Raw genomic sequence first — 24,683 nt, 5'->3', positions numbered from 1 at the left:
TTAATAGGATTCAAAGCTAAGAATTTTATATTCTTAGCTTTGAATTTTACACTTTTAGCAACAACCAACAGCAACAAAACGTCCGTTACCATAATGACGAAGTAGTGTGCGACTTCTTGTGCCACAATAACTATCATAGTCACAACCTTCTTCATAATATTGTGGACCAACAACCTCATTTTTTACCCCAAATAATTTTGCTAAAACATTACTCATACTAACAACCCCTTTTCAAATTATTGGTAATACATTACAAATTTTAACAATAAAAGACAGAATATTCAATATAAATAAAATTTTATCAAGTTTTTTAGTTTATAGCACATTAATTATAAAAAGAACCCATTTCACAATTGTTTCTTTTCCTGTTTGCCAGTTTTTCTAGTAGAGAAGACGTTAAATTACAGCGCCGTTCTTCAAAAAATAGTTATAATTTATTTTGAATAGAAAGATTTATAAATTTTCTCAAGTTTTTTCAGTTTATAGCAAATTAATTATAAAAAAGAACCTGGTTCACAATTGTTCTTTTCTCATTTGTTAATTTCCATCAATAAAAGCATTAAATTACAGTTGTAATTCATTTTGAATAGAAGGATTCATAATCTATCATATTTAACCCCTTATATCATTCCATGTATACTTGTATTTTCCATCTGATGTACGATTTCCACATCCAACGCCCGCATTATCTACACATTTTAGTACTCAAACCCTCCTGTAAACAATAGATACAAGAATATAGCTCCTAACCCTATCATAAATATTCTAAACAAATAATAGCTGATAGTTAGAAGGAACGGGAATACACCCGTGAAACTGAAAAGTGACATAAACATTCGGTTTTCTTTATAACTCTCTGTATCTATTTTAAATCCCAACCATATAAAGAGAATACTCATTACAAAAATATATAAATCAAGTATAAAATCTATTATCATCATTAACTCCCTTGTATATGTATGTAACAACCTCTCCGATATTTTGCTCATTCTTATATGATTTCGGTAATTCAAAGACATCTACTTTCTTCTCACCTAAAAATTTAATGAATTTTAGAAAGAAACTCAATTAAAAAAATGTAAGACTTTAAGGAAAGATAGCAATTCTGACTCTTTATCGACAATTTCCCGTTTTCTATTCCATAATTCATTACAACGAACTAAAATATTTTTATATAAGGATAATCATTAAATAAGATGTAATATCTATCTTATTTACGATGAATAAATAGTGGAAAGAAAAGAAATTAAATCCATCCCTCAAAAACAAAAATACGGTCTTACATAAGCTACTCCGTCTACGTTTGAAACGTGCTTATACTCTGGTGCTTCTAGTTCCACGGTTTCATATATAAAGGCCCCTTAGTTTGTATAATAGAAAAAAGGCACACAATCCATTCACAAAAGTGAACGTTGTGCGCCTTTATTTCTCACTCTATTTCATTTATTTCTTCAACTTATCCGTCTTCGCAATAAATTTTGCTGCTTCTGCGCGGCTTACCGCTTTATCTGGAGCCCAGCCATTATCTGTTCCAACTGAAATGTTTTCTTGGATTAAAATATTGGCATACTTCGCACCCCAATGATTGTTTAAGTCAGCAAATTCTTTTGGTAGTTTCATATTTTCATTTGTTTGCTCTTTATAAGTTTTAAAAATAACATCGTATGTATCAGCTACTTTTATATGAATATACGCAACACAACCACGTTATCGATAATAATTATCAATAGCGCACAAAAAATATCATTTCCTACACAAATACGCCTTTCGTTCATTTTTAAACAGTAAATAATGTGCCGTATGAACTTTCCGTTCTAAATAATCGATAGAATACGAGCTTGATGGATCAACTAAATCACCTATCGCACCTGAAAGATGATCAATTACTTGCTGCAAAATTTCTAAGTTTTTCTTTTCACTTTCCGCGTTCATTTCATCCATAATGTCACAAATAAGGTATTGAACTCTCCGTAAACGTAATTCCTTTTGCTCCACGTATATCTCCTCCTTATTAGTCATATTACGGTTTAAATATATGGGGCTATAGCTTAACCAATTCTAAAAAATACAAAGGCAACCACCTTCGTAAAGATGGTTGCCCCTATTTTTAAACTTGCATCGCTTTTTCTTTTAACGCTCTTCTTAACAATTTACCCGTCGTATTCTTCGGCAATTCTGTTAAAAATTCGATACTCATTGGCACTTTATATTTTGCTAAATGTAACGTGCAATAGTGCATCAGTTCCTCTTCTGTTACGTGAGCTTGTTTCAAAACGACGTAAGCTCGCACTGCTTCTCCTAAGTTTTCATCAGGAACACCGATTACGACAACTTCTGCTACAGATTCGTGTGTATATAATACTTCCTCTACTTCACGAGGGTATACGTTATAACCGCCAACTAGGACGATATCTTTTTTACGATCAACGATATAGAAGTAACCTTCTTCATCCATTTTCGCTAAGTCACCTGTATACAGCCAACCATCTTTCAATGTCGCTGCTGTATCTTCTGGTGCGTTATAGTATCCTTTCATAACGTTAGGCCCGCGAACAATTAATTCACCGACTGCGCCAACAGGTACTTCTTCCCCAAGTTCGTTCACAATTTTATTTTCTACATGCCAAATATTTGTACCGATTGATCCTGGTTTACGCGGACGATCTAGCGGGTTAAAACAAGTAACTGGTGATGCTTCCGATAAACCGTATCCTTCTGAAACGATTACGTCAAAACGTTTTTCAAAGTTTTGCAGAAGAGCAACAGGCATTGATGCACCACCTGAAATACAAAGGCGAAGCGTCTTCACATCTTCTGCGCTTGCTTCTTCAAATAAATATAAATAATTGTACATTGTCGGTACACCAGCAAAAATCGTTGGCTCGTACGTGCGACAAATACGGAATACTTCTTTCGGACTAAATTTCGGTAACATTAAAATAGTTGCTCCGTTCACAATCGGCGCATTTACTGCTACTGTTAAGCAAAATACATGGAACATCGGCAAAGCCGCAACGACGCGATCATCAGCCGTATATTGTAAATACGACGCCACATCGCTCGCATTACTATATAAATTTTTATGTGTTAACATAGCGCCTTTCGGTTTTCCAGTTGTGCCTGAAGTGTATAGAATAACCGCTACATCTTCTTCATCTAGATCTGGGCCTTCGTAAGTTAAATCTCCAGCCCCTATCATTCTCGTAAACGTTTTCATTTTTTCGGTTTCTGTATGGTTAAAATCTGATGAGGTTTCGCATATGATGATGTTTTCAAGTGAAGGAAGTCTTGTTGTAAGAGATTGTATAACAGGTAGAAGGACGTCGAGTACGATGATTGTTTTTACATCTCCATTTTGTAAAATATAATGCATTTCGTCTGCTGTATAAATTGGATTAACTGGAATGACAGTTGCTCCAGCTTTCATTGTTCCGTATAAACCGACCAAAAAATGTGGTGAGTTTCCAACAACTAATGCGACATTGTCCCCTTTTCCAATGCCCATTTCTGCTAAATTGCTAGAAAACCTTGTGACCATTTTGTTTAATTGGTCATACGAGACCGACTGATCCATAAATATATAAGCCGGTTTATCCCCCTTCTTTTTCGCCGTTTCAGCCAAAGATTGAACGAGATTCACACAAACCCCACCTTTATAAAATTTAGAATATTTAAAAATTCTAAATTAATTATATTAAAAGAAAATTAAAGTAGCAAGTGATATTCCATTAACTGCATATACAACGATCACCTCCTATTGACTTTCTTTGGAAGGATAAGGGAATTTCATTTGTTAGCAAATGATGAAACGAAGGCTAAAATCATTTCAGGATAATATGCACTCATCTTTTCACTAAGTTTTTCTAGTTCCTCTTTATTCAAGCTCGTATGCTCCCCATATAAGTTGATTGCATCCGCTCCGTTTTCATGAAAAAACAATGTAACATATAATGTCGGTAACCCGGTATTGGCCTCATCTATCGACAAGACAAGATCTGGCGTTTTATTCACCGTACTAAACGTTTCATTTCTTTTCCATTTCTTATTTTGAAACATAGTTTGTATATCATCTATCTTTCGTCTGTTATCTGTGTGCGTAAAATATATGACATTATCCTTCGCTGGCTTTCCAATAGATAAAAGTGTGCGACTTGAGGGCGTTTCATCGTTACAGGCTGTCATTCCGATAACGAAGCTAAGCAATAATACGACGTACATTACCCTTTTCATTTCGAACCGCCTCCTTTTGAATATATATATTCCTTTATGAGGAGCAAATGTCCTGTGATTTTATGGTGAGTGAAATTATATCGGCGATTTTTAAAATATATCGACTTACCGACAAAACGTGACAATTTATGCAAAAAGAAAGAGGCTGCCCGTTACGGCAGCCTCCCTTATTTTTAGAAGAATAAATGTAAGAAATCTTCTGTTGTAATATTACCGAAGTAACGTACGATATCTACGCCTTCTAAAGCTACAGTGAATGCATCTTTATCAAATTGTACACCTGTTAGACGCTCTTCAATGTCATGCACATCTAGTGATCCGAAGAAATCACCGTAAATTTTACATTCTGTTACTGTTCCTTTTTTCACTTCAAGACGAACGTCAACTTGTCCAACTGGGAAGCGGTGTGAATGTTGTAAGTTGAACTTCGGAGATTTTCCGTAGTTCCAGTCCCAATTTTGGTAGCGTTCTTCAGAAAGTTTATGGATCTCTTTCCAATCATTTTCTGTTAATTCGTACGTTGGAATTTCTGTTTCCCCTTCGAAAATTGTTTCTAGAAGAAGTTGTCTAAACTCTTCTGTCGTCATTTTTTCGTTTAAGAATTCTGTAATGTTCGCAACGCGGCTACGGATTGATTTAATGCCTTTTGATTGAATCTTATCCATTTTTACTTTTAACGCTGATACGACGTGATCGATTTCAGAATCAAATAGTAACGTACCGTGACTGAACATACGACCTTTCGTTGAGAACTGCGCGTTACCTGAAATTTTTCTACCTTCAGCTAAAATGTCGTTACGACCACTTAGTTCTGCATTTACACCTAATTTACCAAGCGCTTTCGTTACAGGTTCTGTGAATTTTTTGAAGTTGCTGAAACTGTCTCCATCATCTTTCGTAATAAAGCTGAAGTTTAAGTTTCCTAAATCATGATATACTGCGCCTCCGCCTGATAGACGACGAACGACATGAATTCCTTGTTCTTTTACGTAATCTGCATTAATTTCTTCTACTGTGTTTTGGTTTTTACCAATGATAATCGAAGGTTCGTTAATGTAGAACAGTAAATATGTTTCGTTAATATCTAAATTCTTCACACAATATTCTTCAATTGCTAAGTTTATTCTAGGATCTGTAATCCCTTTATTATCAATAAATAACATCGTATCACCTCATGAGTTCCAAATGTAACCACTATGTGCTAGCGTAATGTGGCCACTGAAAATTTGTTTTACTTCTGTTACTAAATCAGATGTGTTTCCTGTATGTGGTAAATGCGTTAATAAAAGTTCTTTTACATTCGCATCTTTCGCAATACTTGCTACTTCTGTACTATTCATATGCCCTGCTTTTGCAGCTTCTTGATGTGCATACATATTACACTCACAAATGAAAAGATCAGCATCTTTTGTGAATGGAATAAATTCAGGAATATAACTGGAATCCGCGCTATATACTACAGCGTCACTACCAGCTGTAATACGCATCGCAAAACATGTAACAGGATGAACAGTTTTTAAGAATGAAATCGAGAACGGTCCAACTTGAAGTGTTTCTTCTGGATTGTACGCGATTCCTTTCGTATGCGGTTCATGCGTTAAAGAATGGAATCCATTCTCGTCAAACGTATGACCGTATATTGGTAATTCCGGTAGTTGCCTTGTTGTCGCACTCGTAATTAATCTCGCATATTGCAATACCCCAATATCTGCAACATGATCATGATGATAGTGTGACAGTACAACTGCATCTATATCAGATGGTGTTATATATTTTTGAAGCTGTGCTAGTACACCACTACCACAGTCGACAAGTAAACGAAAACCATCGTGTTCAAACAAATACCCCGACGTTGCTTCTCCCGCTTCTGGAAAGCCGCCCCAAAAGCCGACAACAGTCATTTTCATATGTATCCATCCTTTCTAAAACCGAGTAGGAATGCATGTTTCACTTACATTCTACATTGTTAACTATAATCCATTTCCTAAACTTTTTCATTATTTTTCAATTTTGTTATAAAACAGTTGTTGACTTTTATTTTTTGTACTAATACAATGATAGTAAGAAATGGAAATGGAGGGATTGACATGATCGATCAACCAATGGAGTTTTTCAGAAATTTACCGACGAAAACTTGTGCGCACTGTGGGAAAGAAATTGATGAGCAGCACGAAGCATACCATAACAAATGTGATGACTGCGTTCACGAAGAATAGTAGTTTATGAACATAAAAAAACCTAGCAGACATAGTCTACTAGGCTAATAACATCGTATCCTTCTTCATCGTTGAACCTTTCACCAAGAGCTCCAATTCAAACTCATACAATTCTTTTTGTCGATAATTTTTCGTATGGATTTTATCCATCATCAGGTCGACAACTTTTCGGGCCATCTCATCGATTGGCTGTTCAATTGTCGTAATACCTGGCTCAGTAATCTGTGATAATATTTGATTATCAAAACCGATAACAGCGAGATCATCTGGAATACTCCAGTCATGGCGTTTTGCCTCTGAAATGATTCCAGCTGCAACCTCGTCACCTCCTGCCAAAATCGCGGTAGGATTTTTTTTGTCCTTTAATACTTCATGGAATATTCTCTTTCCATCATCCCAAGAGAAAGCGTTTTCAAGAAAATCGATCGCTTCTACTTGGCGGCTCTTCTCAGTTATGGCACGTAAAAAGCCCATTTTTCGCTGCTGGCTAACCACTTTGGTTTCGTTACCACGGCAAAAAATAAGATTACGATATCCTTGTTCTAACACATGCTTAGCAGCTATGTATGCTCCTTGCGCATGATCAAACTTCACTGTTGGAACATTTGCTTCCTCAATATATTCATTACATAACACGATTGGACCGTGCTGTAAGTATGGCTCTACATCTTCCCACGGATTTTCTAGTGAACATAGAATAATCCCATCTACTTGTTTCGTAGATAATAATTGTAAATACTCCATCTCTTTTTCCGGTAAATATCTTGTTTGACAAATAATCAGTTTATATTTATGTTCAGAAGCAGCAATCTCAATTGCTTCGATAAATCTACTGAAGAAAGGATTTGTAATCCTTGGAACTAGCACCGCAATTGTTTCCGTCTTTTGTTTACGAAGCCTTCTCGCCGCAGAATTAGGAACGAAACCTAAATGCTTCATTGCTAATTGAACCCTTTTTTTCTTCTCATCTGAAACATATGGATGATTATTAATCACCCTAGAAACCGTTGTCCTTGATAACCCCGCTAATTTCGCCACGTCCTCTATAGTCGACACGAAATTCTCCCCCTTTGCATGAAAACGTTTTCTTAAATTGATTATATAGTATATTATTGGAAACTGCAATATGGGTTGTTATGATTTTACTATATTAATATTATACATAGGGAAAAGTCTGTTAATGGGAGGGGATTTATATTAGTTTTAGAAGTTTACAGTAGGCATATTTATTAAAGATAAAAGGAGATATTTCATGAATCGGACGGATCGTTTATTAACTATATTAATTGAATTACAAAGAAGACAAACTGTTACAGCACAAAGCTTAGCTGAAAAATTTGAGACAAGTATAAGAACAATTTATAGAGACATGGGTGCACTTAGTGAATCTGGCGTCCCACTCTTCGCCATGCCCGGCCACGGCTATTCATTAATGGATGGTTATTTCTTACCACCCATTCAACTTACGCCTGAAGAGGCTGTTACTCTTTTATTAGGCGGTGATTATATCGAGAAAACTTTCACTTCTTCTTTTTCTGTACACGCACAATCAGCAAAAGAGAAACTTGAGGTTGTTCTCCCTACTGATCAACAAAAGAAAGTGAAAGAGTTACGAGGAACTTTCCGTTTTCTTTCTCCTATATTTTCACACAAACAATCTGAACAAGAAAAACTTGAAAAACAACTTATCCTGTTGCAAGAATCTATCCAAAAAGAACAGGCTATCTCTTTTTCTTATCGTAAACCAAGAGAAACTACAAAAATAAAACGGACCGTTCACCCTTACGGCTTAGTCAATATTTCAGGAATTTGGTACGTCGTTTCCCATTGTTTACTTCGAAAACAAATACGTAATTTCCGCTTAGATCGAATGGAGGAATTACAGCGAGAACAAGAATTCTTTACAAAACCTGAAGACTTTTCTTTGCAAGAATATCAGCCTGAAAGCAACCGTACTGTGATGATTCATTTGTTATTCCCAGCCCATATTGCACATAAAATTATTGAATCACGATACTTCTTTATAGAGTCATACGAGCATAGAGACAATGGTTTTCACGTCTTTTTGAAATCAAGAAACATAGACGAAGTATTTCAATGGGTATTAAGCTGGGGAAGCCAAGTGCAAGTACTTGAGCCAAAAATTCTTTCTGAGAAAATTCGTAATGAAGCAAAAAAAATGTTAAAACTTTAATTTTTGTATTTCACTACTGACATAATGTTGTCAGCATTACTTCTTTATAGTAGGTATTAACAAATACATTTTCATAAAAGGAGTTAGCGATATGAAGAAATTTGAAGAGTTAGCAACGTACTACATAGAGGAATTAGAAAAGTACTCTATAGAACAATTTAGGATGAAGCCTTCTAATGAGGAATGGTCCCTCGGTCAAATGTATAATCACTTAATTTCAGCTACACGCATGCAGTTAGATGCAATCGTGAAATGCAGAACTGAAGTGCCTTCTGTAGCTAAAAAGAAAACAGATATGGGGGAAAAGGTATATATGATGGGAGCTTTCCCAGACATAAAAATCAAATTACCAGATCATCCTGGATATACGCCTGAAAACCCAGCTAATAAAGAAGACGTACAGAAACAGCTTCTAGAATTAATTACAATTGTTAAAGACATTGAGCCAACACTTTCTTCTATCCCTAGTGATTGTAAAGTCGAACACCCTGGGCTTGGTTACTTACATGCCGCAGAATGGTTCCAGCTTATTTCTATGCATTTTGCACATCATCTGCGCCAGAAAGAGCGACTGGAACTTAAGGTTCGCTAAGCACCTCCACTAAAAAGAGACTGCCAATATCGGCAGTCTTTTCACTACAATATGCACCGACTATACAATTACTCATAGAATCCCACTTTCTATCAATAGAAAACTCCTTTATTTCATTCAATGTAAAAACCCATCAATACATCATCTCCAAATGATCCATCTTCATACTTTATTTGCTTTCTTTGCCTTCCTTCTTCTACAAATCCCATACGTTTGTATACTCTAATCGCCCTATCATTAATAGAAACTACGCCTAAGCAAATTTTCTCCAAACCTTTCTGCCCTCTAGCCCAACTAATAAGAAATTCAATTAGTTCTGTACCAATGCCTTGATTACAGTACGCCTCTCTAATTCCCATTCCCATTGTGCCTACATGTCGTAAGCGGTCTAATTCATATCGATTGAAAATTAAAAAGCCAACCACTTTTTTATCCACTTCATAAACTATGTAAAGATTACCTTTCTCATTACTTTTCCGTATCTTTTCTCTTTCTGCATTAATATCATTTGGTACATTATTTGGAGATACTATAAAAAACTTTGTAGTAGTTTCCGATAATATAATTTCTTTTCTAATATTCGTAATGGATTCTGCATCAATCTCTTTTGCAAATCGTATCACTAAATCACCTCGTACCTTTTTCTTTAAAAAATAATATTAAAACTATATAACGCTCAAAATGCAACATTACATATTGAGAATTTTTCCACTTTTGATACAATATCCTTACATCTATATAAAAGGAATGTATACAATGAATCCAATTTTAACAGCTGCAAAACAACTATTACATAAAGAAGAAACAATTTTATCTACTTTAAATTGTTCACTTACTGGCTATATGATTACGCATAAAGTTCCGCATCCAGGCATGCTACTTGCTACTAATGGAAGACTTCTCTTTTTTAGCCAATATAAAAGCACATTCATTGCCGAATTTGATTATGAAAAAATTCTATCCATAGAAACGAAGAGACGGATCTTTGATAAAAAAATAATATTTTACTATGAAGATGAATATATCACGCTGGGATACATTACAAGTTCAAATATTGAAGAATTCATAGACTTACTACGCAGAAAGTGCAAGACTAGCACAGACTTATAATCAGTGAGGATCCCCTCACTGATTCATTATTTTAACTCCTCCCACTTCGTCCAAACTTCTCTCCCGTTTATACGGTACATATTATCCTCTCGATCCATAAATCCGTGCACAATAAACTCACGTCTAATCGTACAAAAATCATCATGATATTGTTTTATGAATGTATTCATTTCCTTTTCCGTATATTGATTTTCAGCGTTTAACTTGCTAATTAAATGCTCTAACAATACTAGTTTCTTCTTCTTTTGACCTGGAATCGATTTTAGGCGGTCCTCTTTATCGAAAAAGTTACGAATCGTCGTATCTCTGAATTTCATTTCATTTTCGGTCATTTTGTTATCCTCCATCTGTTTTTATGTACTAAAACTTTTTATTTGTCTTTACCGTTTTTCTTCATTCTTTCACTTATAACATCCATAAGGTAATACCCGCTAATTAGCACATAGTAAACTAAAAGTATTCCTAGTGCATCTTTCATATTTATATATTTTTCTTTGTGAAACAAGATAGGTGAAAGGGCGTAAACAAGAAAGATGATTAGCGGATTTACGATAAAATAATAAGTAAGATTTCCTCTCATCATATCAGCTCCTCTACCCTATGTTTCTCTGTAAATTGTTGTAAATCCTTTTCTTTCGTCTCTATATCTTGTAAAAAGGTTTATATAAACTACAGAAAAGACCCCTCCATTAAAATAAAAAAAGCACCGAAAAGGTGCTTTTTTCTATGCTTCAATCGATTGGTTTTCCGCAATATTTCTAAATTGTCGTTTGTGCATCCAAGTTAAGGATGCGATCGTTCCAAGTGATAATACAACGATGAAAATCATGAGTATTCCTATGTTTTGCCACATGAAGTCAAAGTCTCCACTTGATACGACTGCTTTCAATCCTGATACAGAGTATGTCATCGGTAACCAAGCATTGAATGGTTGTAAAAACTTCGGAATCAATTCTAGTGGGAATGTTCCAGCACTTGTTGTAAGCTGAATAATTAATGTGATGATGGCGATGAAACGCCCTGCATCACCGAATGCTGTTACTAAACATTGAATTAATGCGATAAACGCTAAACTTGTAACGATGCTAAAGAGTATGAAATACGGAATACTTTGTACTTCTACACCTAATCCGAATAGCAATATAACATCTGCTACTATCGCTTGAATAATACCGACTGATAATAACACGCCGAACTTACTAATAAACCAGCTAAATCCTGATTTCGGAACGCCAACTGTATCGCGTAATGGGTATACGATAGATAGTAGTAATGCCCCAACGAATAAACCAAGTGATAAGAAATATGGTGTAAATCCAGTTCCGTAGTTAGGAACTTCCGCCATTTTCTCCGTCTTCACTTTTACAGGACTTGCAAACATATCATACGTTTTATCTGTTCCTTTTACTTCACCAGTTTTCTCTGCCCCTTCACCAAGCTTCTCAGCAAGTTCACCTGAACCGTCGTTTACTTTTACAAGACCATCCGTTACTTTTCCGGATCCGTCTGCTAGTTTATTTACGCCGTCGATTAGCTGGGTTGAGCCAGTGGACATTTTATTTAGACCACCATTTAGAGTACCTAAACCAGTTGTTACTTGACTTGAACCGTCCGCTAATTGCGTTATACCACCTGTCATTTGGTTTGCTCCTACAGATAATGTACCTAAACCGCCTGTTACTTGGCTTGAGCCATCTGCTAGTTGATTTACACCACCTGCCATTTGGTTTGCCCCTGCAGATACTGTGCCTAAACCGCCTGTTACTTGGCTTGAGCCATCTGCTAATTGAGTTACTACTACAGATACTGCGCCTAAACCGCCTGTTACTTGACCAGACCCATCTGCTAATTTGGATACTCCTGCAGATACTGTGCCTAAACCGCCTGTTACTTGGCTTGAGCCGTCCGCTAATTGATTTACACCACCTGCCATTTGATTTGCTCCTGCAGATAGTGTACCTAATCCGCCTGTTACTTGGTTTGAGCCATCTGCTAATTGATTTACTCCTGCAGATAATTGACCTAATCCTGCTGTCACTTTTCCGGATCCGCTTTGTAATTGCGTTACTCCGTCAATTAATTGAACTGATCCATCTTTTAATTTATCGGCACCTATTTTTGCATTATCTAATCCCTCACCAAATCCATGAAACTTACTAACAAATTCGTTTTGTGCGTTCGTTAGTTTCTCAATGCCACCTGCTAGAGTTTTCACCCCTTCTGGATTTGGTAATTTGTTTTGCAATCCATTTGTTGTTTGATGTATTTCGCCTTTTAATTGTTTTACTTCTTCATTCAATTTATTTGTTCCACCTGCTACCCCAGTAGCTTTTTGCTGAACTGTCGCTGTACTTTTTGCCGCATTTGTTATATATGGCTGTAACTGCTCTTGATATTCTTTCGGTAAACTCTCAATTTGCTTTTGTAAATTCGCTATTTCTTGCGCTGCATTTTTAGCATCTCCTGCTGTTGATTGCGTAAGTTCATTTAACTGATTTACATTCGCCCCAGCTCCATCTATTTTCTCATTTACTGTATTCAATATAGAAGGAATTTTCGACTGCATTTCCTCTAAGCCTGCAGCAGACTTTTGTACGTTACTATTTAAATCTTGCAATCCCTTTTGGATTTCTTGAGACCCTTTTTCTAATTGACTTTGCCCTTCAGCAAGTTTTCCCATACCATTTGATAGATCAGTTGTTCCTGCTTTTAATTCACCGGATTTACTTACTAATTGGTTCAAGCCACCGGTCACTTTCTCAGATCCATCACGCAATTCACCCGTTTTGCTATTTAACGTAATTAAACCGTCTGTTACTTTTCCTGACCCATCTACTAATTTTCCGATACCTGTTTGCATCTCACTTGTTTTACTATTTAACGTAATTAAACCGTTCGTTAATTTTCCTGATCCGTCTACTAATTTCCCAATACCTGCATTGCTATTTAATACATGTAAACCGTCTGTTACTTTTCCTGACCCATCTACTAATTTTCCGATACCTGCATTGCTATTTAATACATGTAAACCGTCTGTTACTTTTCCTGACCCATCTACTAATTTCCCTATACCTTTCTGCATCTCACCCGTTTTGCTATTTAACGTATTTAAACCTACTGTCACTTTGCCTGACCCATCTACTAATTTCCCTATACCTTTCTGCATTTCACCTGTTTTGCTATTTAGCGTATTTAAACCATTTGTTACTTTGCCGGAGCCATCTACTAATTTATTAGAACCATCCGCTAATTTCTGAACTCCATCCTTCATCTCCCCAGACTTCCCTTGAAGTGTATGAAGGCCATCCGTCACTTTACTTGAACCATCATGCAATTCACTTGATCCGTCGTGTAGTTTATTTGCTCCTTCTGCCCCATCTGCTAATCCTTTTGAGACGTCTTGAATGGAATCAAACATTTTCTCTGCATATGTTTTCGTTAACGTACTTGATACTTCAGTTTTAATCTTTTCAATGGCTGTTCCGCCAATTTGTGAAGATAAGAAGTTTAAACTCTCGTTTGGAATGTATTCTAAGTTTAATGGTTTTGGATCATCTTTTAATAACGTTGTAGCGTTACTTGAGAAGTCATCTGGAATGCGTACTAACATGTAATACTTTCTACCTTCCATTCCTTTTTTCGCTTCTTTTTCACTTACAAATTCCCATTTAAAACTTGTATTATCTTTTAAGTTATCAACGAGCCCTTTTCCGACCTCTATTGGTTTCCCATCAAATACTGCACCTTTATCTAAATTCACTACCGCAACTGGTAAATCATCTAACTGTTTATACGGATCCCAAAAGGCCCATAAAAACATACCTGCATATAAAATCGGTACGAATAAAACCGCGATAATTGGAATTAATATTTTTTTACTTTTTATGATTTCAGTAAACTCTTTACGAAGTAACTGATTCCATTTCATCTTTACTCCCCCTTTTTCGAATGACTATTTTGTTCATCTGGTCATTTTTACCCAAATAAAAAGGCTATACCTTTTCATACATATGCCTTATCCCCGAATTTATACTATGCAACTGTTCCTTACTATGAAGTAAATATGTCTATTATCCCTCCTAAAATAAATATATGACCATTTTGTTCAAGTGGTCACTTTTTATAATAATAAAAGGATTATCTTAATTTGACAATCCTTTTAATAAATAAAGTTCAAATAATTCTGCGATTTTTTCTTTTTCTAGCGGTTCATGATTTTTTTCCCAATCAAAAATAAGCGATACGTATAAGCGAAGCATAATAAATGCTGTAATTTCTGGATCACATTTGCTAATCTCACCTTTTTCAATCGCAATCTTTAAATACGATTGAATGACAGAAACGATTTCCACATCTACTTGTTGCATCACTTCTTGTACTTCTTTCGTTCCCATATCACGCTCTTCTTGAATTAACTTAATCATGAGCTGATGTTCTTTTCTGAATTCTAATATGCTATATAATGCTCTATGTACATTTTCAAAAAATGAAACATCTGAACGAATTGCATTTTCTGCAACTTGCTTCATTTCTGTAATTAAATTAGAAATAATTTCACCAAATAGCTCTTCTTTATTTTTGAAAAAAGTATAAATCGTTCCTTTTCCTACATTCGCTAACTTCGCTACTTGATCCATCGTTGTTGCTTTATAACCGAACGCTGAAAAAGACTTTGTTGCAGCTTCAATAATAGAACGTTTTCGATCTATCGCCACATCGTCACCTCCAAAAATGACCAATTGGATAATACAGTCAATCAGTACATCTTTGATATTACCACACGCTTACATTCTATACAAGTTCTCTTTTTTATTATTTCCAGTATAAAAAATTCCAGTCAAGTTATATCATACTGTCCATAGTGTATCAAAAAGTATACATGTATGGAAAGCTAGAATATATTCATAATAATTGGTGGCTAGATCCCACTAGAAATTTAATAAAATAGACAGTGTTCTTAAAATCAAAAGTTTAAGAACACTGTCTTTTATTTTGACATAGAAAGTAAAATCTTCTCCATCTCTTTCTTAGTTAGCTCATCATCGATTATCTCTTCGTATATCTTTGTATCTCTTGTAAACATATCATTCACTATGACAATTTGATACTCACTATTCTTACCTTGTGCTGGTACAAACATTTTGAGCCCTTTTAACTTACCCTCTCCATGAGAAGATTTATTATAGACCATTCCTTTCCCGTCTAAACTATAACTTTCTAGATTCTCTTCTCCAGGCATCATATAGTGTAGTGGATCCTTATTACCATTACCATCCATATACATCCTTGACTGATAAATTGTAAAACCATATTTCCCTTTTGTATATTCTGATTTAGTAACTAATTCTACATCTCTTCCAAAATATGAGTCAGCCCATTCTCTCTTTAATTCATAACCTTCAGGTATATAAGTCGGCTGCTTAATTTGAAACGGTACATGTTCTTTTGCTTCTTCCATAGTATATGTTAAAGACTTCTCCAGCTTATCTCCAAGCGGTTTTAATGTCTTCTCAATAGTAGCTAGTCTTTCTTGATCAGCTTTCTTCAAGCGTTCAGGTTTATATTCCTTTGTATCTCCATCATAATTCTCAGGCACATTTTTCTTAACCATTGCTTTCTTATGAATTTCTTGCGCTTCCTTAAATAATTGAACATACTGCTCAAATTCTTCTTTCGTAAAATTCTTTTCTGCCAAATACAAAAAATCTGTATTCATTTTATATGACTTTATTGACATCCCCCATTCTCTACTTGCATTCTCCGGTGTACCTAATACTGTTTCTATTGCTTCTTCAAAAGCCGCTTTAGATTGCTTTTTTTCTACAACCTTTTCTTTCTGTCTTTCATCCCCCTCAGTTATCCTTGCATTTAATAAAAATCCGCCTGCTATAGCTGCTATAGCAATAACTCCAAGTAAAGACAGACGATACGATTTCTTTTGGAAATTTTTAATCATAACGATTCTCCTTTTTAATGTTCGTTTATTTCTACTTAAATTTGCTAGGCTTGGTACTTGATAGGAATAATGTTCTAAAAGGGTAATGATTGTATGACCGTATGCAATTTGCTCCTCTTTATCTATAAACGTAAGCGCATATGCATCACAGGCTAATTCTTGATCTTCTCGCATACAGAAATAGGCGTACCAAAGAATCGGATTGAACCAATTTAATAGGATTAAACTGTACATAATCCAATTTACAGCTACATCGCTTCTTTTAATATGAGCTAACTCATGATAAAAGACATATTGTAATTGTTGCTCATTTAATGCTTTCATATGTTTTTTTGATAGTAATACTTTCGGGCGAAAGAAGCTAAAAACAGTTGGGCTCGCAATCTTTCCCGCTAGACGTAATGAAACTGCCTTCTTCATTTTCATAGACTGCTTACAGCGATTAAACACTGTAACGACCTGTTCATCCGTAATATCTGGTTGTTTCTTTATGTAAGAATATAACCGTCTATTTGCAATAAACGTGATGACTGCTAATACGATTACCCCAGCTAACCAAACATATATCGCAACTTTGTATAAAGAAAATGTAGTCTGTTGTTCCGCACTCACGTTTACTTCAGGTTCACTATTCTTTGTCACAGTTTCAGAATTTGATTCTAATTCCACTGTCTGTTTCATCTCGTTATTCACTGTATTCTCACGTGAAGGTGCATTTTTTTGAATAACTTCCGATACACTAGAACTATAGGAAAATAATGAATAAATGCTATAAGAGCTATCTGGTGACCAAGGTAAAAGGAGTCTTATCATTAGTACGATCCACAGCATATATTGCCATCGGGGCGTTAATTTATTTCTAAATAGTACTTTTATACATAAAATAAATCCAACTAATATGCTAGCCATAAGTGACGTTTCTATAAGCCAATCAAAAAAATGAGGAAGGTATACATTTATAAGCGTGTCTATCATTGTTATCTATCCTTCCTCTTGTTCTCCTCTGTCTTCTCATCTAAAATGCGTTTCAGTTCATTAATATCTTCTGAAGACAATTTTTCCTCTTTTAAGAAATTAACAAGTAATGGCTTAAACGCTGCGCCGCAAAAACGCTTTAGCAAAGATTTTGTTTCAACTTGCAAATAATTATCTTGTGATACTAACGGATAATAAGCATACATGCGCCCTTTATCTTGATGGTAAGAAACAGCTTCCTTTTGTACTAACCGATTAATTAATGTACGGATTGTTTTCGGTTTCCAGTCCATTGCATCTTCTAGTTCTTCTATAATTTCATTCGCTGTTTGTGGAGAGTTAGACCAAAGTACTTTCATAATTTCTAATTCAGCTTCAGATATTTTAGGTAATTGATTTGTCATAAACATTTCACTCCTTCATATTACATTTGTAATCTACAATTAAGATTACAAATGTAATACTAAATTGTCAACCATATTTTAGAAAATAAAGTTTCAGTTAAACCTTACTTAACAACAACAAATTTCCCTTTTTTCAAATAATCAAATAAAAAAACAAGAAAATCCTTACATTTAATAGTAATATAGAAAATAGACAAGTTTATCAAAATAGTGGAGGCTTTTTCAGTCATGATGCGTGCGCTTCGTTTAAATATAAAGCAAGCTTTTTGTAGTCGTATTTCTTTAATTATGATGCTTAGTGGATTCGTTCTTATTTGCATTTATCACTATTATTATGTACTTCGTTATTTAGGAGACGCTGCGAGTGGACCTATTTCAACAGATATAAAATGGATCGGATTTCGCGACAATGAAATGGATGTTTATTTATTATTAATGCCAGTTATTGCGAGTTTTCCCTTTAGTACAAGTTACAATTCGGATAAGTCAGATGGTTTTAAACCGTTTGTGAGTAAGGGGATTTCTTTATTTCCTTATTCAGTAATGAAATATATCGTTACGTTTTTTTGCGGAGGATTTCTTTATACATTTCCATTCATCTTATCGTTATTATTTTGCAAATTAACTATTCCAGACGGAGAACCTACGGCAGGTTCAGGCATCATAAATGATGACGGAATGTTTGCAAACCTATATTTCGATGCACCTCTCGCTTACATTACTGTATATATCGGAATTAATTTTTTATTTGCAGGTTTAATGGCTCTTTTAGGACTTGCTGCATCTGTATGGTCACAAAAGGACTATATGGCAATTCTCTTTCCATTTGCAGTTGCCTCCATTCCTTACGTCCTGCTAAATACAATATTCCCTACAATAGGCGGAGCACCTTTTCATTTATATGATCCAAAGCAACCATTGCAAGGCATGTCACCGTACATTTTAACGATGCAATGTACTTTCTTCCTTCTCGTTAGCTTATTTATGTATATACAAGGAGTAAAGCGAGATAGAAAAAAATATAGAAGAAGATTGCAAAAAAGAGATCGATGTAGAAAAGCGTTTCAAGCAATTTCAGACTAAATCATTGAACGAATAAGAGCGTAATTCCCTAAGCTAGCTTAGAGAATTACGCTCTTATTATCATTACTCATATAATCATCTCCCCTTTACGGCGTACCTGCCAATCCCCATAAAATAACGACCGCCGCAAAATAAATCGCTTTAATACCTACAACTGAACATAATAAAATAATTGCATATGTACTTAATTCTCTTCTTGCACCTATTAAAGTAAAAATGACTGCCAAACTAAATGTTACATAGGACGATGCTGTATGTATTAAGTTATATGTAATATCCAAATTTTGAGTAAGTCCTGTTACCTCTGCTACAAATTGGAGCATGACGATTGTACTGAAAAAAATTGCAAGCTGATTCATTAATTTTCCATTTAACCACACTTGCATTTTTAACCTCCTCATTATAAAAAGCTGAATTTTTAATTAATTTTAACATGATTTTTACAGAAAAAGAACGCTCAGTATATCTCTAAGCGTTCTTTCATGACTATTTAAGAAGCTTTCTTCAAATCAATTTGAGCAAGTACTGGGTCGTGGTCACTTACACGTCCATGTTCTTTCATAATGTTTGAGTTTAAGTGTACTGGATCTACAATTGTGTGCGGTGCGATGTTGTTTGTTACTAAAATATGATCTAACACTTGTGCATTTCCTTCATGAATGTACGTGTAGCGGTTGTCTTTCGGCACTGTGTTTAACATATTTTTTAAGTTTGTTCCTTCTAGTGTTTTTAGTGGTTTAGCGAACTCAAAATCGTTCATATCCCCTAACACAACAACTGGTGCATTCGTGTTCTTTTTCTGAATTCCTTGTACGAATTGATTTACTTCTTGCGCTAATTGAATTCGTTTTTCTTCACTCTTTAATACGAGCGGCTGCACTTTTCCAAATGGCGTTGCATCTCCTATTTTTGAGTTTAAGTGATTTGCAACGACAACAACGTTTTGTCCTTGGAACGTAAATTCTGCTGCAAGCGGTTTACGTGTACTTTCAAATAATGAACTTTCGTCTCCAATGCGAATGACATTTTTATCAAGTAACTTCGGTACTGCTGCTAATTTCACGCGTGATGGGTTGTAGAAGAAACCGACGCGAATATTCGCTCCTGGTGCTCCTCCGTCTAGATTATTATTGGGAGCAATTTCTACATACTCATACTTCGGTCCACGAATTTCTAGAACTGCATCAATGATACGTTTTGCGCTTAATGAAGCATCTGTTGTACCGTCATTAATCGTTCCGTTATTATCTTGCATTTCCTCTACACCGATAATATCTGGCATTTTTAAATTGTATTTAATAGAATACGCTAACGCTTTTACTTTTTCATCTGTTGTTTCTTTTTTATTCGCCGAGAAGTTTTCAATGTTATATGTAGCAACTGTTAACTTATCAAGACGAGGCTGAATATTCGCGCCTACTTGCTTAAATCCACCGTCCACTACAGATGGTAATTCCGTTATTGGCGAAATGCGGAACGAACCGTAATCATATCCGACTACCCCTGTTATATCTCCAGTGAAAGTATCTCCTACTTTTGCTACATAATCACGAGGTACTTTTACAGAAAGACGCTCTGGGTTTAATTGATTTTCATCTAATACAGGTGTGCCGTATTTCGTTACGACTTTATTTCCGCCATTTTCTACTGTTACATATAAATTTCCGTTTTTCTGAGGTGCAATAATTTTTGGCGTTGGCATCGTAACGCGCATACCTTCTATACTTTCATAAAAGTCGATTGCATCTTCATTTGGATCAAATAAACCGAATGCATCATTATCGATAATTTGATCAGGGATTTTCACACCGTTTTCTCCAAGTACAATCGGTGCTGGTAAAGGTTGATCTTTTGCGATTACAGCAACGCGGCTCGCTTTAATTTCCGTCGTCGTTAAATCTGTGTCAAACCTTTCTGCATACCCAGGTCCAACATATTCTTCTACTTCTCCATCAACTTGAATAAGATCTCCTACCGCTACATTCGCATCTTTTTTGTATACGTACATACCTTCTGACGTAGCTGGATCATTATCCGGCTGGTTATCTTCTATATAAAAACCATTTTTATCAAGTGCTGTTACAACGCCTTCCACATTGTATACTTTCTTCCCTTTGTAAGGAGAAACATGTGATTTCCCTTGAATATCATGAATACGAACTGGTTCATTATTTACGATAATAAATGAAAATGTTGAAACCGCTGAAGAAGTAAGCCCTTCTTTCTCTGCGATTGCTTTAATCACACTATTTTCATTCACTACAATTTGTCCGTTATAACGAACACTCTTATTTGTAGGGTTAGAGCCATCTAACGTATAGTAGATTGTTGCTCCTTCTGTATTCGTTGTTAATGTTACCGCTGTTCCCTTCGCAACTTCTCCACTACCAGGCGAAGCCACTACATCGCTAACACGGTTTTGTCCTTCCCCTTGAAACTTATGAGCCGTTACCGATTTTAAACCTGGGCTACTAAAATATAATTCAAGCGTCCCTGTTAAACTAACTTTCTTCCCGATATTTTCAGGATGATCTTTCACATTTACTGCCGCTCTCACATCACCCTTTGGCAACTGAACAGGCATGATTTTGTCTGGATTCGTTTCATTTGGCGAATCCGCAATTGCTACGTTTGTATCATCAAACTTAGCTGGATCTTTCGTGTATTTAGAAGGACTTTGCGTATATCCAACGATATATCCTTCCACTATCCCCTTCGTTTTCCCTTGCTGCTTAAATACTTGAATTGCTTTTTCTACTGACATAGAAGCCGTTTCTTCTGCTTGTACTAAAGTTCCAGTAAATGAAAGCAATAGTATGAATGATAAAAAGACACTTAACAATTTCTTCACAGTCATTTTCCTCTCCCTATTTCATATTTTCTCAGCATTTCTATCATATCAAATGATTCGTTATATAGAACTATATTTCGACAAGTTTTACAAAAAATTTATTTAATTTACAAGCTTTCAAACTATAATACAAAATAATAATTTTACACCTTCTACGAATGCGCTCTATAATGTTAGAGAGAGAAAACAGAAAATATCGAAATTTCATTGGCATGTACAATGTAGTCATTTGAATAGGAGTGATTGGATGGAAGTGCAAACAGAAACATACCGCGCAGCTATGAATGGAACATTAGAACGTCATTTTTCAGATATGATTGCTGTTATACCAACTAGAATTACGATTGAACAGTTAAAACAGCGGCTAGAGACTATCTCTACTAAAGTGGATGAATTAAAAATTGTTTACAGTGATGAGACAAGCCTTATTGTTGAGTTACATATGGATGAAACAATCATACCGTATGAACTGCATATTGATGAAACGAGCAATCCAGAAGAATATAAAATGTACAATAGACAAGATTCTACAATCGTAGATCGTAATTTTGAAGATGCTGCTTATGGCACTGAAATTTTCACTCGTACACTATTTGTAGGCGATGTGCTGGACTGCTTTTTCCAGCAGTTACAGTTTTTATGGAACCTCGCTCCAGACTTGTTATTTGTAATTGATTCAAGTGCAGCGATGAAAGTAATATCTAGAAGTTATATTGAATATCACGTTGAAAATGAATTATTACCTGACATTCCTGACTTGTACGTTATTCATTCTGTTTATGAAGACGATAAAGAAGGTGAGCCTACGCAATATTGGTTTCATACACATGGTCTTTTAAGAGCAGGTGTAACAGAAATAGAATTAATTATTCCAAATCGTATTTCTTCCTATTACGGCATTGGCGATCTTTTTCAAACATTTGCTAATAATGCCGTTGAGAATGGACAAGTCCCTATGAATGAGCCTATCGTGATCGCGCATAGTCAACAAGGTTCTATACATACAGTAGCTGTTCCATGGGAAAAAGGATTATCTTATATTGGGCATAAAACGAGTATGGATCAATTATCTTCAATCGAGGATGAAGAAGTGAAACTACAACCAATAGATGCACAAAATATATTTCTTGGCGGAATGGATGACCGAGATGAATACCATCAATCTCCATCCGTTCTCTTATTCAAATTAAATGCTTCAGAAGAATATATTGAAAGTTTTTTCAAAGAACACGAGGAAGCTACAGGGCTCATGTTCTATAAAACAAATAGTGAAACCGATCGTATGGCTTACAATGCGGAAAATACTTTCGGGTATTTCAGCAACATTTTTCACATTGAACAATCGAATGAAGATTTTCGTTTCCTCGCTAAGTTTGGTGTCTCCTACGAAGAAGGAAAAAGTGAACATATGTGGTTTGAAATGCAAAACATTACGGAAGATTTTATTCAAGGAATACTCATTAATGAACCATATTTTATAAAAGATATGAGTGAAGGAAATAGTTATCAGTTAGATTTTGCTAACTTAACAGAGTGGGTTATTTATGCAGGGGATACCGTTATAAAGCCAAATAATTTATATATGTTTATTGGTGAATAAGTAACGAAACGCCTTCAATGTGATTGAAGGCGTTTCACTTTACTGTGCAATTAATTCGGTATCCATTACTTTCTCCAAATGAGATAGTACACGCTTTGCAGCTTTCTCACCTTGATCAATACAGTCCGGAAGACCAGAACCAGCGTAAGAACTACCTGCCAAGTATATTCCTGGCAACTCTTTTTCCATAAATGTTGTGAGTTTCTTCATTCGCTCGTTATGACCTACTGTATATTGGGGCATTGCTTCTTTCCAGCGGCTTACGACTGTAAACTCTGGATCCTCTGTAATATCCATCGTCTTTCGTAAGTCTTCTAGTACAAGCCTAACAAGTTCCTCTTCTGTTTGTTCTACAACTGCTTCATCACCAGGTCGTCCAACGTAACACCTAAGAAGCGTTTTTCCTTCTGGCGTTGTATGTGGCCATTTTTTATGTGTCCACGTACATGCTGTAATTGTGTAGTCGCTATTTCGAGATACGACAAATCCTGTACCATCAATATCGCGCTGAATGGCTGATTTCGGGAAAGCCATTGCCACATTCGCAACTGATGTGGACGGAATGTTGCGGAAGAAACGAAACTGCTTGTACTGCGCGAACATAGATGGCAATACTTTATGTGATGTTGCCACTACGACCGCGTCCGCTTCTATTTCTTTTCCGTTACTAAGAGTAATCGTATAACCATCACCAAGTTTTGCAATTTTTTCAATGCGTGTTCCCTTTATTATCGTACCTTCATGCATCTTCATTTCGAGAGATTCTACGATAGATTCTAAGCCTGTTTTCACTGTTTGGAAGATTCCTTTTTTCGGTTCAGATGTCTCTTTTTTCGGGGCAAGTGTACGCATACCGAGTGAAATACTGCGATGCTTCTGCTCAATTTGATACATTTGCGGGAATGTTGACATTAAGCTCATTTCATCAATATCCCCTGCATAAATACCCGATAGTAATGGTTCTATTAAATTTTCAACCACTTCGTTTCCGAGGCGATGTCTGAAAAACTGCCCGAGTGATTGATCAGATACTGGTTTTGATCTCGGCATTAACAGATCAAAACCAGCTCTTAGTTTACCAATTGGGGAGAACAGCTTGGAAAATAGAAACGGCGTAATTTGCGTTGGAATTCCCATCATCGATCCGCTCGGCATTTTATGTAACCGATTGTTTACGAGGATAAATGATTGACCGGCCTTATTATTTACAAGTTCATCGCCAAGACCTAATTCTCGCGCTAATCTAGCTGCACTTTCTTTTCGTGCTAAGAAAGAATCCGGCCCGCGTTCAATTGTAAATCCACCTTTTCGAACGGTTTGAATTTTCCCGCCAAGTTTACCCGATGCTTCTATCAGTAATGTATCGATCGGCAAGTTCTTGTCATGAATTTCTTTTTGCAAGTTATACATTGTTGTTAATCCTGTGATGCCACCGCCGATGACTACAACTTTTTTCCTCAAGCATGCTCCCC

The 24,683-nt window shown here is 35.6% G+C and carries 23 protein-coding genes and 1 pseudogene; 6 read left to right on the top strand and 18 right to left on the bottom strand.

Features of this window, described 5'->3' with window-relative positions; translation table 11 throughout:
- Positions 1-54 precede the first annotated feature (54 nt).
- The 7 genes and pseudogenes from AC3WTA_RS13170 to AC3WTA_RS13140 all read right to left on the bottom strand — a co-directional run bounded on the left by AC3WTA_RS13170 (position 55) and on the right by AC3WTA_RS13140 (position 6,137).
- The gene (locus AC3WTA_RS13170; RefSeq protein WP_000073169.1) at positions 55-216 is read right to left on the bottom strand and encodes a hypothetical protein; all 162 of its coding nucleotides are present in this window, start codon (positions 214-216) and stop codon (positions 55-57) included.
- A gap of 1,227 nt (positions 217-1,443) precedes the next feature.
- Positions 1,444-1,644, bottom strand: a pseudogene (locus tag AC3WTA_RS13165) (S-layer homology domain-containing protein); the annotation flags it as partial.
- Between the two features lie 99 nt (positions 1,645-1,743).
- On the bottom strand, positions 1,744-1,995 hold the full coding sequence (locus tag AC3WTA_RS13160) for a hypothetical protein (protein WP_000435468.1): 252 nt from the start codon (positions 1,993-1,995) through the stop codon (positions 1,744-1,746).
- Between the two features lie 112 nt (positions 1,996-2,107).
- A complete protein-coding gene (locus AC3WTA_RS13155) occupies positions 2,108-3,640 on the bottom strand; it encodes a fatty acid--CoA ligase family protein (protein WP_001055158.1) in 1,533 nt (510 codons plus the stop codon).
- A 146-nt stretch (positions 3,641-3,786) separates the two neighbouring features.
- A complete protein-coding gene (locus tag AC3WTA_RS13150) occupies positions 3,787-4,230 on the bottom strand; it encodes a hypothetical protein (RefSeq protein ID WP_000832623.1) in 444 nt (147 codons plus the stop codon).
- Positions 4,231-4,403: 173 nt separating this feature from the next.
- Positions 4,404-5,393: a lipoate--protein ligase gene (gene lplA / locus AC3WTA_RS13145; RefSeq protein ID WP_000897292.1), complete on the bottom strand. Its 990-nt coding sequence runs from the start codon at positions 5,391-5,393 to the stop codon at positions 4,404-4,406.
- Between the two features lie 9 nt (positions 5,394-5,402).
- Positions 5,403-6,137, bottom strand: a complete 735-nt coding sequence (locus AC3WTA_RS13140) for an MBL fold metallo-hydrolase (protein ID WP_000784673.1) — start codon at positions 6,135-6,137, stop codon at positions 5,403-5,405.
- A 180-nt stretch (positions 6,138-6,317) separates the two neighbouring features.
- On the opposite strand from AC3WTA_RS13140, the gene yhfH reads away from it, so the two are divergent.
- Positions 6,318-6,446 carry a protein YhfH gene (gene yhfH / locus AC3WTA_RS13135; protein WP_000567010.1) on the top strand — a complete coding sequence of 43 codons (129 nt, stop codon included), beginning with the start codon at positions 6,318-6,320 and terminating at the stop codon, positions 6,444-6,446.
- A 39-nt stretch (positions 6,447-6,485) separates the two neighbouring features.
- On the opposite strand, the gene AC3WTA_RS13130 is transcribed toward yhfH, so the two are convergent.
- Positions 6,486-7,502 (bottom strand): LacI family DNA-binding transcriptional regulator, encoded by a 1,017-nt coding sequence (locus AC3WTA_RS13130; protein ID WP_000103724.1) that lies wholly within the window; start codon positions 7,500-7,502, stop codon positions 6,486-6,488.
- Positions 7,503-7,698: 196 nt separating this feature from the next.
- Here AC3WTA_RS13130 and AC3WTA_RS13125 point away from each other — a divergent pair, with 196 nt between their 5' ends.
- Positions 7,699-8,640 carry a helix-turn-helix transcriptional regulator gene (locus AC3WTA_RS13125; protein ID WP_001082275.1) on the top strand — a complete coding sequence of 314 codons (942 nt, stop codon included), beginning with the start codon at positions 7,699-7,701 and terminating at the stop codon, positions 8,638-8,640.
- A 91-nt stretch (positions 8,641-8,731) separates the two neighbouring features.
- A complete protein-coding gene (locus tag AC3WTA_RS13120) occupies positions 8,732-9,232 on the top strand; it encodes a DinB family protein (protein WP_000713016.1) in 501 nt (166 codons plus the stop codon).
- Between the two features lie 113 nt (positions 9,233-9,345).
- Here AC3WTA_RS13120 and AC3WTA_RS13115 read toward each other — a convergent pair whose 3' ends face one another.
- The gene (locus AC3WTA_RS13115; RefSeq protein ID WP_492332906.1) at positions 9,346-9,855 is read right to left on the bottom strand and encodes a GNAT family N-acetyltransferase; all 510 of its coding nucleotides are present in this window, start codon (positions 9,853-9,855) and stop codon (positions 9,346-9,348) included.
- Between the two features lie 133 nt (positions 9,856-9,988).
- On the opposite strand from AC3WTA_RS13115, the gene AC3WTA_RS13110 reads away from it, so the two are divergent.
- Complete coding sequence (locus AC3WTA_RS13110) at positions 9,989-10,342, top strand: PH domain-containing protein (protein WP_001068227.1); 354 nt, start codon at positions 9,989-9,991, stop codon at positions 10,340-10,342.
- A gap of 26 nt (positions 10,343-10,368) precedes the next feature.
- Here AC3WTA_RS13110 and AC3WTA_RS13105 read toward each other — a convergent pair whose 3' ends face one another.
- The 6 genes from AC3WTA_RS13105 to AC3WTA_RS13080 all read right to left on the bottom strand — a co-directional run bounded on the left by AC3WTA_RS13105 (position 10,369) and on the right by AC3WTA_RS13080 (position 17,677).
- Positions 10,369-10,674 (bottom strand): DUF2087 domain-containing protein, encoded by a 306-nt coding sequence (locus AC3WTA_RS13105; protein ID WP_000138201.1) that lies wholly within the window; start codon positions 10,672-10,674, stop codon positions 10,369-10,371.
- Between the two features lie 38 nt (positions 10,675-10,712).
- Positions 10,713-10,925: a hypothetical protein gene (locus AC3WTA_RS13100; RefSeq protein ID WP_002096814.1), complete on the bottom strand. Its 213-nt coding sequence runs from the start codon at positions 10,923-10,925 to the stop codon at positions 10,713-10,715.
- 141 nt (positions 10,926-11,066) lie between these two features.
- Positions 11,067-14,270 carry a YhgE/Pip family protein gene (locus AC3WTA_RS13095; RefSeq protein ID WP_078182906.1) on the bottom strand — a complete coding sequence of 1,068 codons (3,204 nt, stop codon included), beginning with the start codon at positions 14,268-14,270 and terminating at the stop codon, positions 11,067-11,069.
- A 214-nt stretch (positions 14,271-14,484) separates the two neighbouring features.
- Entirely contained in the window at positions 14,485-15,057 is a 573-nt protein-coding gene (locus AC3WTA_RS13090) for a TetR/AcrR family transcriptional regulator (RefSeq protein ID WP_000963378.1), read from the bottom strand.
- A gap of 272 nt (positions 15,058-15,329) precedes the next feature.
- Complete coding sequence (locus AC3WTA_RS13085) at positions 15,330-17,273, bottom strand: M56 family metallopeptidase (protein ID WP_000567440.1); 1,944 nt, start codon at positions 17,271-17,273, stop codon at positions 15,330-15,332.
- 2 nt (positions 17,274-17,275) lie between these two features.
- Positions 17,276-17,677 (bottom strand): BlaI/MecI/CopY family transcriptional regulator, encoded by a 402-nt coding sequence (locus AC3WTA_RS13080; RefSeq protein WP_000184503.1) that lies wholly within the window; start codon positions 17,675-17,677, stop codon positions 17,276-17,278.
- 228 nt (positions 17,678-17,905) lie between these two features.
- Here AC3WTA_RS13080 and AC3WTA_RS13075 point away from each other — a divergent pair, with 228 nt between their 5' ends.
- On the top strand, positions 17,906-18,760 hold the full coding sequence (locus AC3WTA_RS13075) for a hypothetical protein (RefSeq protein WP_000984175.1): 855 nt from the start codon (positions 17,906-17,908) through the stop codon (positions 18,758-18,760).
- A gap of 86 nt (positions 18,761-18,846) precedes the next feature.
- On the opposite strand, the gene AC3WTA_RS13070 is transcribed toward AC3WTA_RS13075, so the two are convergent.
- Entirely contained in the window at positions 18,847-19,146 is a 300-nt protein-coding gene (locus AC3WTA_RS13070; protein ID WP_001198480.1) for a hypothetical protein, read from the bottom strand.
- A gap of 104 nt (positions 19,147-19,250) precedes the next feature.
- On the bottom strand, positions 19,251-21,617 hold the full coding sequence (locus AC3WTA_RS13065; RefSeq protein WP_078182905.1) for a DUF6359 domain-containing protein: 2,367 nt from the start codon (positions 21,615-21,617) through the stop codon (positions 19,251-19,253).
- A 241-nt stretch (positions 21,618-21,858) separates the two neighbouring features.
- Here AC3WTA_RS13065 and AC3WTA_RS13060 point away from each other — a divergent pair, with 241 nt between their 5' ends.
- Positions 21,859-23,211: a DUF4026 domain-containing protein gene (locus AC3WTA_RS13060; RefSeq protein ID WP_000453742.1), complete on the top strand. Its 1,353-nt coding sequence runs from the start codon at positions 21,859-21,861 to the stop codon at positions 23,209-23,211.
- A 39-nt stretch (positions 23,212-23,250) separates the two neighbouring features.
- Here AC3WTA_RS13060 and hemY read toward each other — a convergent pair whose 3' ends face one another.
- On the bottom strand, positions 23,251-24,672 hold the full coding sequence (gene hemY / locus AC3WTA_RS13055; RefSeq protein WP_001228150.1) for a protoporphyrinogen oxidase: 1,422 nt from the start codon (positions 24,670-24,672) through the stop codon (positions 23,251-23,253).
- Between the last annotated feature and the right edge of the window lie 11 nt (positions 24,673-24,683).

This window comes from Bacillus sp. EB106-07-01-XG149 (assembly GCF_058791555.1).
This window is presented reverse-complemented; position numbering and strand designations above follow the sequence as displayed.

Bases quoted from the DNA above. Each gene is read 5' to 3' on its own strand.
- AC3WTA_RS13170 (WP_000073169.1), bottom strand. From the start codon at position 216: ATGAGTAATGTTTTAGCAAAATTATTTGGGGTAAAAAATGAGGTTGTT.
- AC3WTA_RS13150 (WP_000832623.1), bottom strand. From the start codon at position 4,230: ATGAAAAGGGTAATGTACGTCGTATTATTGCTTAGCTTCGTTATCGGA.
- lplA (WP_000897292.1), bottom strand. From the start codon at position 5,393: ATGTTATTTATTGATAATAAAGGGATTACAGATCCTAGAATAAACTTA.
- AC3WTA_RS13140 (WP_000784673.1), bottom strand. From the start codon at position 6,137: ATGAAAATGACTGTTGTCGGCTTTTGGGGCGGCTTTCCAGAAGCGGGA.
- yhfH (WP_000567010.1), top strand. From the start codon at position 6,318: ATGATCGATCAACCAATGGAGTTTTTCAGAAATTTACCGACGAAAACT.
- AC3WTA_RS13125 (WP_001082275.1), top strand. From the start codon at position 7,699: ATGAATCGGACGGATCGTTTATTAACTATATTAATTGAATTACAAAGA.
- AC3WTA_RS13120 (WP_000713016.1), top strand. From the start codon at position 8,732: ATGAAGAAATTTGAAGAGTTAGCAACGTACTACATAGAGGAATTAGAA.
- AC3WTA_RS13110 (WP_001068227.1), top strand. From the start codon at position 9,989: ATGAATCCAATTTTAACAGCTGCAAAACAACTATTACATAAAGAAGAA.
- AC3WTA_RS13105 (WP_000138201.1), bottom strand. From the start codon at position 10,674: ATGACCGAAAATGAAATGAAATTCAGAGATACGACGATTCGTAACTTT.
- AC3WTA_RS13100 (WP_002096814.1), bottom strand. From the start codon at position 10,925: ATGATGAGAGGAAATCTTACTTATTATTTTATCGTAAATCCGCTAATC.
- AC3WTA_RS13095 (WP_078182906.1), bottom strand. From the start codon at position 14,270: ATGAAATGGAATCAGTTACTTCGTAAAGAGTTTACTGAAATCATAAAA.
- AC3WTA_RS13085 (WP_000567440.1), bottom strand. From the start codon at position 17,273: ATGATAGACACGCTTATAAATGTATACCTTCCTCATTTTTTTGATTGG.
- AC3WTA_RS13080 (WP_000184503.1), bottom strand. From the start codon at position 17,677: ATGACAAATCAATTACCTAAAATATCTGAAGCTGAATTAGAAATTATG.
- AC3WTA_RS13075 (WP_000984175.1), top strand. From the start codon at position 17,906: ATGATGCGTGCGCTTCGTTTAAATATAAAGCAAGCTTTTTGTAGTCGT.
- AC3WTA_RS13070 (WP_001198480.1), bottom strand. From the start codon at position 19,146: ATGCAAGTGTGGTTAAATGGAAAATTAATGAATCAGCTTGCAATTTTT.
- AC3WTA_RS13065 (WP_078182905.1), bottom strand. From the start codon at position 21,617: ATGACTGTGAAGAAATTGTTAAGTGTCTTTTTATCATTCATACTATTG.
- AC3WTA_RS13060 (WP_000453742.1), top strand. From the start codon at position 21,859: ATGGAAGTGCAAACAGAAACATACCGCGCAGCTATGAATGGAACATTA.